General features: G+C 69.3%; 13 protein-coding genes. 9 read left to right on the top strand and 4 right to left on the bottom strand.

The features are described 5' to 3' along the window. Position 1: 1 nt before the first annotated feature. Genes FBY40_RS11240 through FBY40_RS11220 form a run of 5 tightly spaced genes read left to right on the top strand, consistent with a single transcriptional unit; the run spans position 2 to position 3528 of the window. Positions 2 to 1051 (top strand): phosphatidate cytidylyltransferase, encoded by a 1050-nt coding sequence (locus FBY40_RS11240; RefSeq protein ID WP_141938737.1) that lies wholly within the window; start codon positions 2 to 4, stop codon positions 1049 to 1051. Next, the gene (locus FBY40_RS11235; RefSeq protein ID WP_141938735.1) at positions 1048 to 1641 is read left to right on the top strand and encodes a DivIVA domain-containing protein; all 594 of its coding nucleotides are present in this window, start codon (positions 1048 to 1050) and stop codon (positions 1639 to 1641) included. The genes FBY40_RS11240 and FBY40_RS11235 overlap by 4 nt, the downstream gene beginning before the upstream one ends. Before the next feature lie 57 nt (positions 1642 to 1698). After that, entirely contained in the window at positions 1699 to 2511 is an 813-nt protein-coding gene (locus tag FBY40_RS11230) for a lytic transglycosylase domain-containing protein (protein WP_442922864.1), read from the top strand. A gap of 4 nt (positions 2512 to 2515) precedes the next feature. Then, positions 2516 to 2800 carry a hypothetical protein gene (locus FBY40_RS11225; RefSeq protein WP_141938733.1) on the top strand — a complete coding sequence of 95 codons (285 nt, stop codon included), beginning with the start codon at positions 2516 to 2518 and terminating at the stop codon, positions 2798 to 2800. Continuing rightward, positions 2800 to 3528, top strand: coding sequence for an alpha/beta hydrolase (locus FBY40_RS11220; RefSeq protein WP_141938731.1), 729 nt, complete (start codon positions 2800 to 2802; stop codon positions 3526 to 3528). The genes FBY40_RS11225 and FBY40_RS11220 overlap by 1 nt, the downstream gene beginning before the upstream one ends. Before the next feature lie 12 nt (positions 3529 to 3540). On the opposite strand, the gene FBY40_RS11215 is transcribed toward FBY40_RS11220, so the two are convergent. Beyond that, positions 3541 to 4614, bottom strand: a complete 1074-nt coding sequence (locus FBY40_RS11215) for an AI-2E family transporter (protein WP_141938729.1) — start codon at positions 4612 to 4614, stop codon at positions 3541 to 3543. A 192-nt stretch (positions 4615 to 4806) separates the two neighbouring features. Between FBY40_RS11215 and FBY40_RS11210 the strand changes: the two genes are divergently transcribed. Together FBY40_RS11210 and FBY40_RS11205 are read left to right on the top strand one after the other, a co-directional pair. Continuing rightward, on the top strand, positions 4807 to 6690 hold the full coding sequence (locus FBY40_RS11210; protein WP_141938727.1) for a glycosyl transferase: 1884 nt from the start codon (positions 4807 to 4809) through the stop codon (positions 6688 to 6690). Then, complete coding sequence (locus tag FBY40_RS11205) at positions 6687 to 7646, top strand: tetratricopeptide repeat protein (RefSeq protein ID WP_141938725.1); 960 nt, start codon at positions 6687 to 6689, stop codon at positions 7644 to 7646. The genes FBY40_RS11210 and FBY40_RS11205 overlap by 4 nt, the downstream gene beginning before the upstream one ends. Positions 7647 to 7706: 60 nt before the next feature. Here FBY40_RS11205 and glgB read toward each other — a convergent pair whose 3' ends face one another. Genes glgB through glgX form a run of 3 tightly spaced genes read right to left on the bottom strand, consistent with a single transcriptional unit; the run spans position 7707 to position 14125 of the window. Then, positions 7707 to 9896 (bottom strand): 1,4-alpha-glucan branching protein GlgB, encoded by a 2190-nt coding sequence (gene glgB / locus FBY40_RS11200; protein ID WP_235014817.1) that lies wholly within the window; start codon positions 9894 to 9896, stop codon positions 7707 to 7709. Further along, positions 9893 to 11980 carry an alpha-1,4-glucan--maltose-1-phosphate maltosyltransferase gene (locus FBY40_RS11195; RefSeq protein ID WP_200829978.1) on the bottom strand — a complete coding sequence of 696 codons (2088 nt, stop codon included), beginning with the start codon at positions 11978 to 11980 and terminating at the stop codon, positions 9893 to 9895. Before FBY40_RS11195 ends, glgB begins: the two co-directional genes overlap by 4 nt. Before the next feature lie 57 nt (positions 11981 to 12037). Beyond that, a complete protein-coding gene (gene glgX / locus FBY40_RS11190; RefSeq protein ID WP_141938721.1) occupies positions 12038 to 14125 on the bottom strand; it encodes a glycogen debranching protein GlgX in 2088 nt (695 codons plus the stop codon). Between the two features lie 72 nt (positions 14126 to 14197). On the opposite strand from glgX, the gene FBY40_RS11185 reads away from it, so the two are divergent. Together FBY40_RS11185 and mnmA are read left to right on the top strand one after the other, a co-directional pair. Then, entirely contained in the window at positions 14198 to 15397 is a 1200-nt protein-coding gene (locus tag FBY40_RS11185; RefSeq protein WP_141938719.1) for a cysteine desulfurase family protein, read from the top strand. A 9-nt stretch (positions 15398 to 15406) separates the two neighbouring features. Next, positions 15407 to 16513, top strand: a complete 1107-nt coding sequence (gene mnmA, locus FBY40_RS11180) for a tRNA 2-thiouridine(34) synthase MnmA (RefSeq protein ID WP_141938717.1) — start codon at positions 15407 to 15409, stop codon at positions 16511 to 16513. The last annotated feature ends 54 nt before the right edge of the window (positions 16514 to 16567 follow it).

Raw genomic sequence — 16567 nt, 5'->3', positions numbered from 1 at the left:
CATGACAGACACCGCGGGTGGAGAGCGGGGCAGCGACGCCCCTGCGGTTCCCGCGACCCGTCGGGAGGCCGCCGCTGCCCGACGGGCGCCCGTCGCCGGAGAACCCGGTTTCCAGACGCACGTGCGCGCTGCCCGGAGCGAACTGGAGACGCAACTCGCGCATGCGCGCGCAGAGTTCGAGGAGGCCAACGCCAGGATCACCCAGCGCACCGGGCGCAACCTCATCCTGGCGATCCTCATCGGCCTGGCGATCGGCGTCGTGGTCCTGGCGTCCCTGATCTTCTTCAAGCAGCTCTTCGTGCTGTTCGCGCTGGCCGCCAGCACCCTCGGCACATTCGAGTTCAGCCGCGCTCTCCGCGCGTCGGGTCGCCGGGTCGACATCGTCGCGCAGCTCATCGCCGGAACACTCCTGGTCCTCGCCGGGTTCTTCCTCCAGCCCTGGTTGCACTGGATCGGCGCGTTCGCCGCGGTCTCCCTGGTGGTGGTGTGGCGGCTGGTCGCACAGCTCTTCGCCGACGACGGCAGACCGCACGCACTCGTGCTCGGCGACGTCCTGATCGCCGCCCTCGTTCAGCTCTACGTCCCCTTCCTCGCCAGTCTCTGCGTCGCCCTCCTCGCACAGGACGGCGGCCAATGGTGGGTGCTCGCCTTCATCATCGTGGCCGTGGTCTCCGACACCGGCGCCTACGTATCAGGACTCACCCTCGGACGAGGCGGCCGTCACCCGATGGCGCCGCGCATCAGTCCGAAGAAGACGTGGGAGGGGTTCGCGGGGGCCGCGGTCGCCGCGGTCATCGCAGGGCTCCTGTTGGCGCCGTTGATGCTCGGTCTGCCGGTCTGGACGGGCGTCATCATCGGGTTGGTGATCCTCGGCACAGCCACGGCCGGCGATCTCGGCGAATCGATGATCAAACGCGATCTCGGGATCAAGGACATGAGCTCCTGGCTGCCCGGCCACGGAGGAGTTCTCGACCGCCTGGACTCCATCCTGCCCTCCACGACCGCAGCGCTTGCTCTGTACTACCTGCTCTCGCCCCTCGGAGTCGCATGACCGACCTTCGACCATCAGACACCGGCGTCGCGGGCCAGGCGCACGCCCGAGCGGCGTTCCCGATCACCCGCGGCCGTGAGAAGGGCTACGACCGTAGCGCTGTCGACGATTTCCTCCTGCGCGCCCGTGAGTCCTTCGAAGGACGAACGGCCGACCCCGTCACCTCGTGGGACGTCCGCCACGCTGCGTTCGCACTGGTTCGGGGCGGTTACGTCATCGACGCCGTGGATTCGGCGCTCGGCCGGATCGAGGACGCCTTCGCCGCGCGTGAGCGCGAAGCCGAGGTGGCACGGCTCGGCGCCGCGGGATGGGTGGGGCGGACACGCGACCTTGCGCAGGAGGTGCTGGATCGGCTGTCGCGCCCGGAGGGCCGGCGCTTCGACCGTGTCGGCGTGCTCGGTTTCGGCTACCGCGTGGATGAGGTGGACCTGGTGGCCGACCGCATCTGCCGTTACCTGGAGTCCGGTCAGACCGTAACGGTCGAACAGGTCCGCGCGGTCGCCTTCCGCATGCAGCGCGGCGGATACCGTGAGCAGCAGGTCGACGCGGTGCTCGACGCCGTCGTCGAGGTCATGCTCGCGGTGTCGTGACGCCTCGCCCGACGCTCGTGGCGGGACGGGAACCGGGTCGGTAGACTCGGCGGCACTGTGACTCCCGACGGCCCCGTTGCGCACGATCTGCCGGCACCGAATGACGATGCCGCTGCGCCGCGCGCTGCCGTTCCGACCCGGAGGCGTGACCTCGCCGCTCGCGGTCAGGCGATCACCCGGCGCGCGACGGCTCGACGGATCGAGCGGCGTCCCGCCGCTCGCTGGTCTCGGCGGCGGAGCACCTCGGCGACATTCGCGGCGTTCGCCGCGGTTGCGTTCGCGGCGGCCTGGATCGGTCCCACCGGTGCGGCGCTGTCCAGCGCGAACGCCGAGGAGGTGCCGCCGATCTCGCTGTACGCCAGCACCCTCGGCGACGTGCAGGCGGTGACCGTGGGAACCGACGCCGATACCGCCACCGCGTCGCCGTCGCTCGATCGCAGCGGCTACACCGTCTACGTCACTCCCACGCCCACACCCACCCCGACACCGACGCCCACGACGACGCGGTCGGCGTCGTCGTCCTCCTCGGGGTCCGGAGGGTGGGTGCCGCCCTTCGTCACACCCGATCCTGGAAGCGCGCAGGCGATCGCCTACGACATGGTGATGGCGCGTGGGTGGGGCGACGACCAGTTCAGCTGCCTGGTGGCCCTGTGGAATAAGGAATCCGGATGGCGGGTGAACGCGTACAACGCATCCAGCGGTGCGTACGGCATCCCCCAGTCCCTCCCAGGCAACAAGATGGCCTCGGCCGGCGCCGACTGGGAGACCAACCCCGCAACGCAGATCACCTGGGGTCTGGGCTACATCGCCGGGCGCTACGGCACGCCGTGCGGAGCGTGGGACCACTCGACCCGCACCGGGTGGTATTGACCTGATGCCGCGATCGCACCGTCGTCGCCCGGATCCCGCGCGCGACGACTCCTTCGAACGGCTGCTCGCCGGCTGGAAGCGCACCGAGGAGCGTCGCGGCACGATCTGGACGGTCCAGCCGGTGTCCGCGGGACAGGCTGTGAAGTCGTATGTGTGCCCCGGGTGCACGCAGGACATCCCCCCGGCGACGGCTCACGTGGTGGTGTGGCGCGCCGACGGGATCCTCGGTGACGCGGCAGCCTTGGCCGACCGTCGCCATTGGCACACGCACTGCTGGAGGATCGGATGATGGAGATTCGCGGGCCCGTCCTTCTCCCGGCCCGCCGGGAGGACATCGAGCTTCACACCGTCGACGGCCTGACCCTGGTGGGTGAGCTCGCGGCTCCGCGCGACGCGGCGCCGGTGGCCACTCTGGTGACGCTTCATCCGCTTCCGACCGCGGGTGGGTTCATGGATTCGCATATCCTTCGGAAGGCTGCCGGCCGCCTGCCCGCGCTGGCCGACCTGGCGGTGCTGAGATTCAACACCCGGGGGACCACCTCGGCTCGGGGTACGAGCGAAGGGAGCTTCGACGGCGGTCGCAACGAGGCTTTCGACGTCGCCGCAGCGATGGACTTCGTCTGGGAGCGCGGGCTGCCCCGGCCGTGGCTGGTGGGCTGGTCCTTCGGCACCGAACTTGCTCTGAAATACGGACGCGACCACGACATCGAGGGCATCATCCTTCTCTCGCCGCCCCTGCATCGCGCGACCGAGGAAGACCTCGCGGGCTGGGCCGGAGATCTCCGGCCGGTCATCGCGCTCATCCCCGAGCTCGACGACTATCTGCGTCCGGATGCCGCTCAGGAGCGGTTCGCCGCGATTCCGCACGCGACTCTGATCGCCGTGGAGGGGGGGAAGCACCTGTGGGTCGGTGAGAATCAGACGCGTCGCGTGCTCACCGAGATCGTCGCCGTGGTCAACCCCGACGCGCTGCCGCTGCCCGTGGAATGGGACGGACCTCTCGCAGACCCCGAGTGATCCGCACGCCGGTCACAGCTCGTTCTGTCGGGGGATGATGACCTGTCGATAGATGATGAGGATGCTGGCCGCGACGGGGATCGCCACGAGGGCACCGAGCAGACCCAGGAGGGACCCCCCGGCCAGGGCGGCGATGACCACCACGGCTCCCGGGATCGACACCGCACGGTTCATGATGCGGGGGGAGATGATGTACGCCTCGATTTGCATGTAGATCAGGTAGTAGATCGCGGCGACGAGCGCTGTCGTCGGCGAACCGAGCCCCGGGATCAGACACGTGAGCACGATGATGGTCGATCCGGTCAGGGTGCCCACGAGCGGGATCAGCGAGAAGAAGAAGGCGATGACGGCGAGGACGGCGGGGAAGGGGGCCTGGATGATCGAGAGGAAGATGAAGCTCAGCACGCCGTTGGTCACGCCCAAGCTCAGCTGTCCGATGACGTAGAAACCCACGGAGGCGGTGATCTGTTCGGCGAGATCGATGAAGCGGGGACGCTTGGAGGCCGGCACCAGCTGATACACGGCCTTCTTGAGATTCGGCGTGGAGGCGGTGAAGTAGATCGTCAGGATGAGGACGATGAATGCGCCGCCGAACCCGGCGATCACGGCGCCCACGGTTCCGAGGACACCCTCGCCGATCGTGCTGCCGATGGACCCGAGATCCAGCGAGGTGTACCAGTCCTCGATGTAGCTCCACACCTCGTCCACCCGGATACCCGGGAAGGTGTCCTGCGCCCAGGTGAGGACGCCGCCGATGAACTCCTCCCACGTCATGGTCGAGAAGAGATCCTGGATCGCGGCGATCAACTGCGCGACCTGGGCCACGATGATCGGGACCACCATCAACACGATGCCGGCGAAGATGCCGAGCACTCCGAGGATGGTGATGAGCACGGCCGCCCAACGGGGGAGCCCGCGTCGCTCCAGCCAGGAGATGATCGGATCGAGCCCCAACGACAGGAACAGCGCCGTGCCGACGTAGAGCAGGATCGTCGAGAGAGTCTGAATGCTCGCGATGAGCAGGAGTCCCAGACCCACCCCGAGAGTGGCGACGAGCGCCACGCGGAACGGATTGTGGATCTTCATCGGCGCGCGCCCTCTCCTGGCTGAACCGGCGCATCGACGTCCGGCCTTGTCAGGATACTGATAGGCGGTCGTCCCTCCCGGCATCACTCGCTCCCGGGCGACATCCAGGCGCCCTTCGGTAGTCTGGAATGTCGAGTTTTGCGCTCCACCGCGTCCTGGAACGGTATCGGAGCGAGGAGAGGTGAGGCATTCGTGCGTTTCGTGTGGGCCGTCGCGGCCTTCGTTCTGGCCGCGCTGATGATCGGCGCGGGCATCGCCCAGCGCACGGTCTTCCAGGGGCCGGACACCGAGACCGCCGCGGTCGCGCTCGAGGAGGACACGCCCTACGTCCTGGTCGAGGGCGACGTGCTCAACAGCCGCCCGGGCGCCCAGACCCTTCGTGCCCAGAGTGAGGGGACCATCTTCGCGGCGTACGGTCGGACGGCCGACCTCGAGGCCTGGCTCTCGGACACCGCGTACACGCGCGTGACGGTCGACGAGGAGGGGGCGCTCGAGGCGGAACAGATCACCCCGAGCCTTGCCGTGTCGGAGGAGTCCGGCGAGGAGTCCACGCCGGCGCCCGAGGAGTCCGCCGCCGCCGTAGAGGGCACCGAGGCCGAGGCGCCAGCCGCCGACGCCTCCACCGGCGACGACGCGGGCGCGGTCGATGTCCGCAGCCCGGTGGGCTCGGATCTCTGGTTGGACGAGTTCCAGCAGGAGGATGTCCTCATCGCCCCGCTTCAGCTGCCCGAGGACATGAGCGTGCTCGTCGCGGCGGATGGGGTCGAGCCGGCGCCGGCCGACATCACGGTGTCGTGGCCGATCGCGAACGCCACGCCGTGGGCTGGGCCGCTCATCGTCGCCGGCGGTCTCATGATGGCCGTGGGCGTGTTCCTGTACATCCTCGCGATCCGCCATCTGCGGCGTTCGCGCGGCCCCCGCCGGAAGGGCCTCCCCGTCCCGGTCACAGAGCCGATCGACCTCGCCGTCGAAGGGAAGCGCAAGGGCGTGATCAGCGCGAGTGGTCGTCGCGCACTCACCGGGGGCCGCCGCCGCCTCATCGTCGTTCCGGCCGTCGCCGTGTCCGCCCTCCTGTTCGCCGGATGCTCGTCGGAGGCGTGGCCGCAGTTCGCCCCTTCGCCGACGCCCTCACCGTCTGCGTCGGTGATCGTTCCCGAGGGTCAGCAGGCCCCCGCGGTCACGGAAGCCCAGGCTGATCGCATCTGGACGCGGGTGGCCGAGACGGTTGCCGCCGCCGACGAGACCGCGGACGAGGCTCTGGCCGCCACACGGCTCGACGGTGCCGTGCTCGCGGCGCGTTCGACCAACTACGCGCTGCGCGGGGCGATCGGCGACTATCCCGCTCCCGCCCCGCTGCCGGCCGAGCCGCTGACGCTCGTGCTGCCCCAGGCGTACGACGAGTGGCCGCGTTCGATCGTGGGCGTCGTCGACGACACCGACTCCAACACCTCGAGCATCATGATGCTCACGCAGCAGGACCAGTGGTCACCGTACAGGCTGACCTATCTGGCGAGCCTCGAGGCAGCTACCGAGCTCCCGGTCGTGGCGCCGGCATACATCGGCGCCATTCAGCCGGCGCCGGATTCCCCGTTCCTCCTCCTGCCCCCCGCGCAGCTCGCCGAGGCCTATGCCGACATCTTGAACAGCGGAGAAGAGAGCCAGTACTTCGATCTGTTCGATGTCGCGAGCGACCAATTCCGAGTGAGTGTGGCCGGGGACCGCCAGAAGCGCCTGGACGAGTTCAACCAGACCGGTGCTTCCACGGGGGAGCTGACCTTCCAGGCCGCACCCGGCGCGTACGACCCGCTGGCTCTCGCTACTCTGGAAAGCGGTGCGATCGTTGCGGTCAACATCGATGAGATCGACACCGTCAAGCCCACCAACCCCGACGCGGTGATCAAGCTCGAGAACAACCCCACGGTGCGTACGCTCTCCGGTGCCGAACAGTCCTCGACGGGCTTCACCACGACCTACACCGACCAGCTCTTCTTCTACGTGCCCGGCCAGGGATCGACGGAGAAGATCCGACTGCTCGGCTATGCATCCGACATCCTCAACGCGAAGGTGATTCCGTGACCGACGTCTCTCCCGGCGCGACGCTGCGTGGCGCCGTCGATCTGTCCTCGCTCCGCAATCGCCCTGCTGCGGCGCCCGCCGGGTCGGCCGGACCGCCCACCGAGGGTGCCGCACCGGCTCCGTCCGGGCGGGTGCCCTCTCTCGTCATGGACGTCACGGACGCGACATTCGGTCAAGTGCTGGAGCTGTCGCGGACGGTTCCGGTCGTCGTGGACCTGTGGGCGGAGTGGTGCGGACCGTGCAAACAGCTGAGCCCGGCGCTGGAGCGCGTCGTCCGTGAGCTGAATGGTCGCATCGTGCTCGCCAAAGTCGACGTCGACGCCAACCCACAACTCGCACAGGCGTTCCGAGCGCAGTCCATCCCGATGGTCGTGGGCGTCGTCGCCGGTCAGCCGGTGCCGCTGTTCACGGGCGCGGTGCCCGAGCAGCAGGTGCGCGAGGTCTTCGCACAGTTCCTGCAGCTGGCGGCCCAGAACGGGGTCACCGGAACTGTTGCGGCCGACGCCGATGCCGCCGACTCCGACGGCCCCGTCGAGCCGGAGCTTCCGCCGCTGCACGCCGAAGCGGCTGCCGCGATCGAAGCGGGGGATTACGCTACGGCCGTCAGCGCGTACGAGCGGGCTCTGGCTGAGAACCCGCGCGATGCCGATGCACGAGCCGCACTCGGCCAGGTGCGCCTTCTCCAGCGTGTGCAGGGCGTGGATCTCGCCGCCGCCCGCGACGCCGCGGCAGCTGCTCCGCGGGATCTCGACGCGCAGTTCGCCGTGGCTGACCTGGATGTCGCCGGCGGCCACGTCGATGACGCCTTCGCGCGCCTGCTGGATCTGTTCGCGGTCCTTTCCGACGATGAGCGCGCACCGGTGCGCGAGCGGCTGCTCGAACTGTTCGGCGTGATCGGTGACGCCGACCCCCGCGTCATCCGCGCGCGCGGGCGCCTCGCGTCGCTGCTGTTCTGAGGGACGCGATCTCCTCGACGTGACGGAGGGGGCGGGCTCGGGCCCGCCCCCTCCGTCACGTCAGCCCCGGGTCGGCGAGGGGATGTGCGCGGGTGTGCGGTGGCGCAGCCACAGCACGCCGAGCGGGGGGAGGACCATGGTCGCGCGGCCGTTGTCGTCGGCGTGCACGATGCCCATGTTCCCCACGCCCGAGCCGCCGTACTCACCGGCGTCGGAGTTGAGGACCTCGTCCCACACCCCCGCAGCGGGGAGGTCGAGGGTGAACGGCTGAATCGGCACGCCGGAGAAGTTGGCGATCACGGCGACGGTGTTGCCGTGGTGATCGCGACGCGAGAACGCGATGACGTTCGGGTCCCATGACGGCGCCCCCAGGCGATGGAACGCCGACCCGTCGGCATCCCGCGACCACAGGGCGGAGTGGGCACGGTACTGCCGGTTCAGCTGGGCGACGAAGTCCTGCAGCTGCCGGTGCGGGGGCTGCTCCAGCAGCCACCAGTCCAGGCCGCGGGACTCCGACCACTCCGACAGCTGTCCGAACTCCTGGCCCATGAACAGCAGCTGCTTGCCGGGGTGGCCCCACATGTACGCCAGATAGGCACGCATGTTCGCCAGCTTCTGCCAGTGATCGCCCGGCATGCGCTGGAAGAGGCTGCCCTTGCCGTGGACGACCTCGTCGTGGCTGATCGGCAGGATGTAGTTCTCGCTGAACGCGTACACGAACGAGAAGGACATCTCGCCTTCGTGGTGGCTGCGGTACATCGGATCCCGGGCGATGTACTGCAACGAGTCGTTCATCCAGCCCATGTTCCATTTGAAGCCGAAGCCGAGACCGGCGTGGCTGGTGGGCGCGGTCACGCCCGGGAAACTGGTGGACTCCTCGGCGATCATCGAGATACCGGGGTAGCGCCGGTAGGCCGTGGCGTTGACCTCCTGCAGGAACGCGATCGCATCGAGGTTCTCGCGACCGCCGTAGATGTTGGGGAGCCACTCGCCTTCATTGCGCGAGTAGTCGAGATACAGCATCGACGCGACGGCGTCGACACGGAGGCCGTCGACGTGGAACTCCTGCAGCCAGTACAGCGCATTGGCGACGAGGAAGTTGCGCACCTCACGTCGGCCGTAGTCGAAGATGTAGGTGCCCCAGTCCTTGTGTTCGCCGCGGCGGGGATCGGCGTGCTCGTACAGGGGCTCGCCGTCGAAGCGAGCCAGAGCCCATTCGTCCTTGGGGAAGTGACCGGGGACCCAGTCCATGATGACGCCGATGTTCGCCTGGTGCAGGCGGTCGATCAGATACCGCAGGTCGTCCGGTGTCCCGAAGCGACCCGTGGGAGCGAAATACCCGGTGACCTGATAACCCCAGGAGCCGCCGAAGGGGTGCTCTGCGAGCGGCATGAACTCGACGTGCGTGAAGCCCTGGTCGGTGAGGTACTCGATCAGCGGATCGGCGGCGTCCCGGTAAGACAGCCCGGGGCGCCACGAGCCGAAATGGAGCTCGTAGATCGACATCGCGCTCTCCGCGGGCCGGGACGCGGCACGCTCTTTCATCCACGCGCCATCGCCCCACGAGAAGGATGAGTCCTCGATGACCGAGGCTGTGCCGGGAGCGACCTCCGCACGGCGCGCCATCGGATCGGCCTTCATCACCCACGCGCCATGACGCGAGAGGATCTCGAACTTGTAGCGCGCGCCGGCCTCGAGGCCCGGGACGAACAGCTCCCAGACCCCGCTGCCGCCCATCGACCGCATCGAGTGGCCGGTTCCGTCCCAGCTGTTGAAGTCGCCCACCACACGGACGGCCTGGGCGTTCGGCGCCCACACGGTGAAGGATGCTCCGGCGACGCCATCATGGGTGCGAAGATGCGCGCCCAGGGCGTTCCACAGTTCCTCGTGGCGGCCTTCTCCGACGAGATGGAGGTCGAGCTCGCCGATCGTCGGACCGTGCCGGTAGGGGTCGTCGGCGGTGTACTCCGATCCGTCCGGGTAGACGGCGGTGATGACGTATCCGCCGCTCGGGCGCGAGGTGAGCACGCCCTCCCAGATGCCGGCATGCCGATGGCTCAGCGGCACCCGAGTGCCGTCGTCGAACACGGCGACGACGCTGTCGGCCAGCGGCCGACGGGTGCGGACGACCCACCCCGTTCCCTCGGCGCCGGGTGCGTGGATGCCGAGCACCGCGTGCGGATCGTGATGCGCGCCATGGGAGACGGCGTCGAGGAGGCCGGCGTCGAGGGGAGGAGGCGTGGCGGTCATGCGCGGTCCTTTGCGATGTGGAGGATGTGCACGGGTTCGGTGAAGGCGTCGAGGCGCACGAAATTGTGATCCGACCATGTCCAGCGCGCCCCGGTCACGAGGTCCTCGACCTCGAAGGGTTCGCCGGGCGTCACACCCCACACGCGGGTGTCGAGGTGGACCATCGTCTGACGGGTCGAGTGCGGGTCGACGTTGACCACCACGAGGATGGTGTCGGATTCGCCGGTCGGCGACAGCGCGGCATCCAGGTGCTTGGAGTAGACGAGGATGGCTTCGTCATCGCTCCAGTGCACGTCGAGGTTTCGCAGCTGTCGAAGCGCCGGGTGCGCGCGCCGGATCTCGTTGAGGCGCCGCAGCCACGGCGCGAGGGACTCGCCGCGGGCCTCGGCGCCGTCCCAGTCGCGGAATTTGTACTCGTACTTCTCGTTGTCGATGTTCTCCTCCGAGCCCGGACGGGCGACGTTCTCGAACAGTTCGTACCCGGCGTAGACACCCCACGTCGGCGACGCCGTCGCGGCGAGCGCGGCGCGGATCCGGTATCCCGGCCGGCCGCCGTACTGCAGGTACTCGGTGAGGATGTCATGGGTGTTGACGAAGAGGTTCGGCCGCATGAAGTCCGACGTCTCATGCGAGATAGAGGTGAAGAACTCCTCCAGCTCCGCCTTGCTGTTGCGCCAGGTGAAGTAGGTGTAGCTCTGCTGGAATCCGGCCATCGCCAAGCCCCGCATCATCGCCGGGCGGGTGAAGGCCTCGGAGAGGAAGATGACGTCCGGGTCCGCCTCGTTGACCGTCCTGATCAGCCACTCCCAGAACTGCACCGGCTTGGTGTGGGGATTGTCGACGCGGAAGATCTTGACCCCGAGGCCCACCCAGTGCTGGACCACCCGCAGGATCTCTGCGTAGATCCCGGCCGGATCGTTGTCGAAGTTCGGCGGATAGATGTCCTGGTACTTCTTCGGCGGATTCTCGGCGAACGCGATCGACCCGTCGGGGAGGGTGGTGAACCACTCCGGGTGCTCGGTGACCCACGGATGATCCGGAGAGGCGTTCAGCGCGAGGTCGAGAGCGACCTCGAGCCCGTGGCCGCGGGCGGCGTCGACGAAGGCGACGAAGTCCGCCTCGGTGCCGAGGTCGGGGTGGATGGCGTCGTGTCCGCCCTCGTGGGAGCCGATGGCGTAGGGGGAGCCGGGGTCGCCGGGTTCGGAAGTGAGGCTGTTGTTCCTGCCCTTGCGGTTGGTGGTTCCGATCGGATGGATGGGCGGGAGGTAGATGACGTCGAAGCCCATCCCCGCGACGCCGGGAAGCCGGTCGATGGCGGTTCGCAGCGTCCCGCTGCTGACCGAGCCGTCGTCGTTGCGCGTGGCGCCCTCGGAGCGCGGGAAGAACTCGTACCAGGATCCGACGCCGGCTCGCTCGCGCTCGACGAGCAGTTCGGCTTCTTCTCCCGCGCTGACGATCGCCGAGGTCGGACGCGCGGCGAACAGCGCCGCGATCCGCTCATCGCGGACGATGTCCAAAGCCGAGGCATCGGTGACATCGGCATCGCGCAACTGTGCGGCGGCGGCGGCCAGCAGGGTGCGTTCGGCCGCACTCCGACCCTTCTCCGCGATCGCGGTGTCGAACAGGCGGGCTCCGGATTCGCGCATCACGAAGGGGTCGAGTCCGGCGGCGAGCTTGATGTCGGCAGCGTGCTGCCACGTGGCGAAATCGTCGCTGAAGGCCTCGAACCGGAAGCGCCACACCCCGGTCTCGAGGGGAGCCACCGTGGTCGTCCAGCGGTCGAAGCCGTCGTTCAGCGGGGTGAGCCGGTGAAGGGACTCATCACCCGAAGGGGAGAAGAGCCGCACCTGCACGCCGATCGCATCGTGTCCTTCGCGGAATGCCGTGACGGTGAAGGGGACGGCATCGCCGACGTACGCCGAGGGCCGATAGCGGCCGCCGGGCACGCTGGGAGAGGGGAGGGTCAGGGGGATGCGCGGCGTCACCGTGGGCGCGGGTGCGGTGGTGGGTCGGACGGCGCGCACCGGGATCGCCGATGCCGAGCGCCAGGGACGGGGGCGGGGGGAACGAGTCGTCGTGGCCACCACTCGAACCTACCGCGCACCATCGGACGACCGCAGGGCTTGCGCACAGGCCGTCGATCACTCCACGCGGAACAGCCGCATGCTCGTCGGGGGGACATCCAGGTCGTCGCCGGGTGCGAAGACACCCTCGTGCGCGGACGGATTCTCATCGGCGCTGGACCACAGCGAGACGAAGCGGTGGGCCTCCTCGAGCTCGGGAAGGGTGACCGTCGTCGGGCGCTCCACACCGTGGATGACGAGGAGGACCCGGTTGAACGGCTCGTTCTCGGGGGTCGAGGCGGCGACGTACTGGAGCGTCCGGTGGCCGGGGTCGGTCCACCGGTCGGGCGACATGGTCTGGCCGTTCTCGTCGTACCACTGCATCACCGAGGCCGAGGGGATCCGCTCGCCCAGACGGGCGAATCGGATGGGACGAAGGGCGGGGTTCTCTCGACGCAGCCGGGTGAGGGCCTGCACATGGGCGAGAAGATCCTGCTGCCAGGGTGCGTGCTCCCAGGACAACCAGGTCAGCGGCGAATCGTGGCAGTAGGCGTTGTTGTTGCCCCGCTGGGTGCGGCCGAACTCGTCGCCCGCCGTCAGCATCGGAATCCCTGCTGACATCAGCAGGGTGCCGAGGAGGTTGCGCATCGCGCGGCGGCGGGTGGCGAGGACCGCCTGGTCGTCGGTGCGCCCCTCCGCACCGTGGTTGAACGAGCGGTTCGTGTCGGCGCCGTCGCGATTCTGCTCTCCGTTGCCGAGGTTGTGCTTGACGTCGTACGACACCAGGTCGCGGAGGGTGAAGCCGTCGTGCGCGGTGACGAAGTTGACGCTCGCGAGGGGTCCGCGTTCCTCGCTGAAGGTGTTGGACGATCCGGCCAGGCGCGTGGCGAAACCACCGATGCCGACCGGCGACGTCGAGGCCCGTCGGGCGTAGTCGATGTCGCTCAGCCAGAAGTTGCGGACCCGGTCGCGGTAGCGATCGTTCCACTCGTGCCAGCCGGGCGCGAAGTTCCCCGTCTGCCAGCCGCCCATACCGACGTCCCAGGGCTCGACGATCTTCTTCACATCCGCCAGCGCCGGATCGTCGACGATGGCCTGGAGGAGCGGATGATCCGGGGTGAAGGCGTGCCCGGCATCACGTCCGAGGGTCACCGCCAGATCGAAGCGGAAGCCGTCGATCTGCACCTCCCGTGCCCAATACCGGAGGGAATCGAGCACCAGCCGCGCCGCGGCGTCGGTCGCCGTGTTGACGCTGTTTCCACACCCGGTGACGTCGATGTAGGTGCCGTCGTCCTGCTGCCGGTAGTACGACCGGTTGTCGATGCCGCGCAGACTCGAGCGGGGGCCGCCGATTCCTTCTTCGGCGGTGTGGTTGTAGACGACGTCGAGAAGCACCTCGATGCCGGCCTCGTGCAGCAGGCGCACCATTCCCTTCACTTCGCGGAGCACCGCTTCGGGGCCCTGCCGCTGAGCCTCCAGAGTGGCGTAGGCGGCATGCGGGCTGAAGAAGTTGACGGTGTTGTAGCCCCAGTAGTTCGAAAGTCCGTGCTGCAGCAGGCGCGGCTCGGAGGCGAAGGCATGGATCGGGAGGAGCTCGACACTGGTCACCCCCAGGCTCAGCAGGTGCTCGATCATCGCGGGGTGGGCGAGTCCCGCATATGTGCCGTGGAGGGCGGCGGGGATCCCCGGGTGACGCTTCGTGAGGCCCTTGACATGTCCCTCGTAGATGACGGTGCGATCCAGCGGGACGCCGGGCTTGGGCACACCGCCCCAGTCGAACCCGCCGTCGATGACGACGCAGCGCCAGTCCTCCAGGCCGCTTCCGACGACTCCGCGCGCATAGGGATCGGTGAGAAGCGTCGCGCTGTTGAAGACGCTGCCGGGGCCGGAGGGACCGTCGACGCGGAGCGCGTACCGGGCGCCCGGGTGCAGCAGCGGGGTGGTCACCGCCCAGACACCACCGCCTTCCGGGACGAGCGAAGCGGTTGCGACGATCCAGTCGATGTCATCGCGGTCGAAGAGCACGAGCTCGATGGCTTCGGCGTGGGCGGACCAGACCCGGAGGGTGCCTCCGGCGGGGCCCTGCCTGACGCCCAGGTCGTCGAGGTGCGGGCTCAGCAGTGAGGCGGAGAGGGAGGTGGGGGCGAGGGGGTCGGTGCTGACCATGCGAACTACGATAGTGAGCGCGTGTATCCCGGAGATGACGGCTCGTCCTGACGGGGAGGAAGGTGCTCGGCGATGACGGCGTACCTCGATCACGCGGCGACGAGCCCCCTGCGCCCCGAAGCCCGCGAGGCGTGGATCCGCGCCCACGAGGTCGTCGGCAATCCCTCGTCGATCCACGGCGCCGGACAGTCCGCGCGTCGCCTCCTCGAGGACGCCCGGGAGCGCCTGGCGGTTCTGCTCGGCGCCGATCCCATCGAGATCGTGTTCACGTCGGGAGGGACCGAGGCGGTCAATCTCGCTCTGAAGGGGTTGTGGTGGGCCCGGTCGGCCGGGGCGGAGGCGATCGTGCTTCCCGACGGCGAGCACCACGCGACCCTGGACGTCGTCGAATGGCTGTCGCGCTTCGCGGGAGCACAGGCGCGGTCCGTGCCGCTCGACGAGATCGGGCGCATCGGGGTGGCGGAGTTCGCCGCCGCCGCGAGAGGGGCGGCTGTGGCGACGGCGCTTGCGGCCAACAACGAGATCGGCACGGTCAACGACATCCCCGCTCTCGCCGCCGCTGCCTCCGCCGCGGGCATCCCGTTCCACGTGGACGCCATCGCCGCCCTCGGGCGCGTGCCGGTCTCCTTCCGCGACTGGCGCGGGTCGGCGACCGGATCCGCCGGCCTGGTGGCCCTCAGCGTCGCCGCGCACAAGGTGGGGGGACCGGTCGGCGTGGGCGCCCTGGTGGTCTCGCGCCACGCGCGCATCGAGCCTCTCCTCCACGGCGGCGGGCACCAGCGCGGACTCCGGGCCGGTACCCAGGACGTCGCCGGCAGCGTCGCGTTCGCGGCCGCGCTGGACGCCGCCGAAGCCGAGCGCGAGCGGGAGCAGGAGCGTCTGGGCGGACTGTCGGACCGTCTGATCCGCGGCATCCGGGAGACGGTGACCGGCGCCGAGGTCCTCGGCCCGCCCGCGCACGGATCGACGGCGCGTCTCGCGGGCAATGTCCACGTGCTCTTCCCAGGGGCCGCGGGGGAGACGCTGCTGTTCCTCCTGGATCAGGCGGGGATCGCGGTGTCGACCGGGTCGGCCTGCCAGGCGGGGGTCGCCGAGCCGTCCCACGTCGTCCTCGCGCTGGGCCGGACCCCGGCCGAGGCGCGACAGGTGCTGCGATTCTCGCTGGGGCGGACCAGTACGTCGTCGGACGTCGACGCGGTGCTCCGGCATCTGCCGGAGGCCGTCCGACGCGCGCGTGCGGCATCCGGAATCCGTCCAGCGACCCCTTCGTAGACTGGACGGATGCGAGTACTGGCGGCAATGAGCGGCGGCGTGGATTCGGCCGTCGCGGCGGCCCGCATGGTCGATGCGGGTCACGACGTCGTCGGCGTGCACCTGGCGCTCTCGCGGGCGGGGGGCACTCTGCGCACCGGCAGCCGGGGATGCTGCACCATCGAGGACGCGATGGATGCGCGTCGCGCCGCGGATGTGCTCGGGTTCCCGTTCTACGTGTGGGACTTCTCCGAACGCTTCCGGGACGACGTGATCGAGGACTTCGTGACCGAGTACAGGGCCGGTCGCACCCCGAACCCGTGCATGCGGTGCAACGAGCGCATCAAGTTCGCCGCGCTGCTCGAGCGGGCCGTCGAGCTCGGGTTCGACGCGGTGTGCACGGGGCACTACGCGCGCATCGTGGACACCGCCGCGGGGCGCGAACTGCACCGGGCGTCGGATGCCGCCAAGGATCAGTCCTACGTGCTCGGAGTCCTCACTCCCGACCAGCTCGCGCATTCGCTCTTCCCCCTGGGAGACACCCCGTCCAAGGCCGTGGTGCGGGCCGAGGCGGAGCGCAGCGGTCTGACCGTGGCGAACAAGCCCGACAGCTACGACATCTGCTTCATCCCCGACGGCGACACCCGCGGCTGGCTCGCCGAGCGCGTCGGTGCGACCCCCGGCGACATCGTCGACCGCGCCGGCGACGTCGTCGGCCGGCACGACGGCGCCCACGCCTACACGGTCGGGCAGCGCCGTGGACTGGCGCTCGGTGTCCCGGCTGCAGACGGCAAGCCCCGCTTCGTCCTCGAGGTCCGGCCCGTCTCCAACACCGTCGTGGTCGGTCCGAAAGAGGCGCTGGCCACCGCGCGCATCGCCGGCGATCGGTTCAGCTGGACCACGCAGCCGCCGGCGGTCGGACTGTTCTCGTGCCACGTCCAGATCCGCGCCCACGCCGAGCCTGTGCCGGCGGAGGGACGGTTCGACGGCACCGAGATCGAGATCACCCCGGACCAGCCGTTCGATGGCGTCGCCCCCGGACAGACCGCCGTCCTCTACGAGGGCACCCGGGTCATCGGGCAGTTCACCATCGCGCGTACGGTGTCGGCGGCTCCCGTCGAGACGGTCGTCTCCTGAACGGGCTCCGCTGCGGTGTCGGAGGCACTGCCTAGACTGACGGCGTGACAGACG

The organism is Microbacterium sp. SLBN-154 (assembly GCF_006715565.1).
GTDB lineage: Bacteria > Actinomycetota > Actinomycetes > Actinomycetales > Microbacteriaceae > Microbacterium.
This window is presented reverse-complemented; position numbering and strand designations above follow the sequence as displayed.

Coding starts and splice junctions, on each gene's coding strand:
- mnmA (WP_141938717.1), top strand. CDS start 15,407: ATGCGAGTACTGGCGGCAATGAGCGGCGGCGTGGATTCGGCCGTCGCG.
- FBY40_RS11240 (WP_141938737.1), top strand. CDS start 2: ATGACAGACACCGCGGGTGGAGAGCGGGGCAGCGACGCCCCTGCGGTT.
- FBY40_RS11225 (WP_141938733.1), top strand. CDS start 2,516: ATGCCGCGATCGCACCGTCGTCGCCCGGATCCCGCGCGCGACGACTCC.
- FBY40_RS11235 (WP_141938735.1), top strand. CDS start 1,048: ATGACCGACCTTCGACCATCAGACACCGGCGTCGCGGGCCAGGCGCAC.
- FBY40_RS11215 (WP_141938729.1), bottom strand. CDS start 4,614: ATGAAGATCCACAATCCGTTCCGCGTGGCGCTCGTCGCCACTCTCGGG.
- glgX (WP_141938721.1), bottom strand. CDS start 14,125: ATGGTCAGCACCGACCCCCTCGCCCCCACCTCCCTCTCCGCCTCACTG.
- glgB (WP_235014817.1), bottom strand. CDS start 9,896: ATGACCGCCACGCCTCCTCCCCTCGACGCCGGCCTCCTCGACGCCGTC.
- FBY40_RS11220 (WP_141938731.1), top strand. CDS start 2,800: ATGGAGATTCGCGGGCCCGTCCTTCTCCCGGCCCGCCGGGAGGACATC.
- FBY40_RS11185 (WP_141938719.1), top strand. CDS start 14,198: ATGACGGCGTACCTCGATCACGCGGCGACGAGCCCCCTGCGCCCCGAA.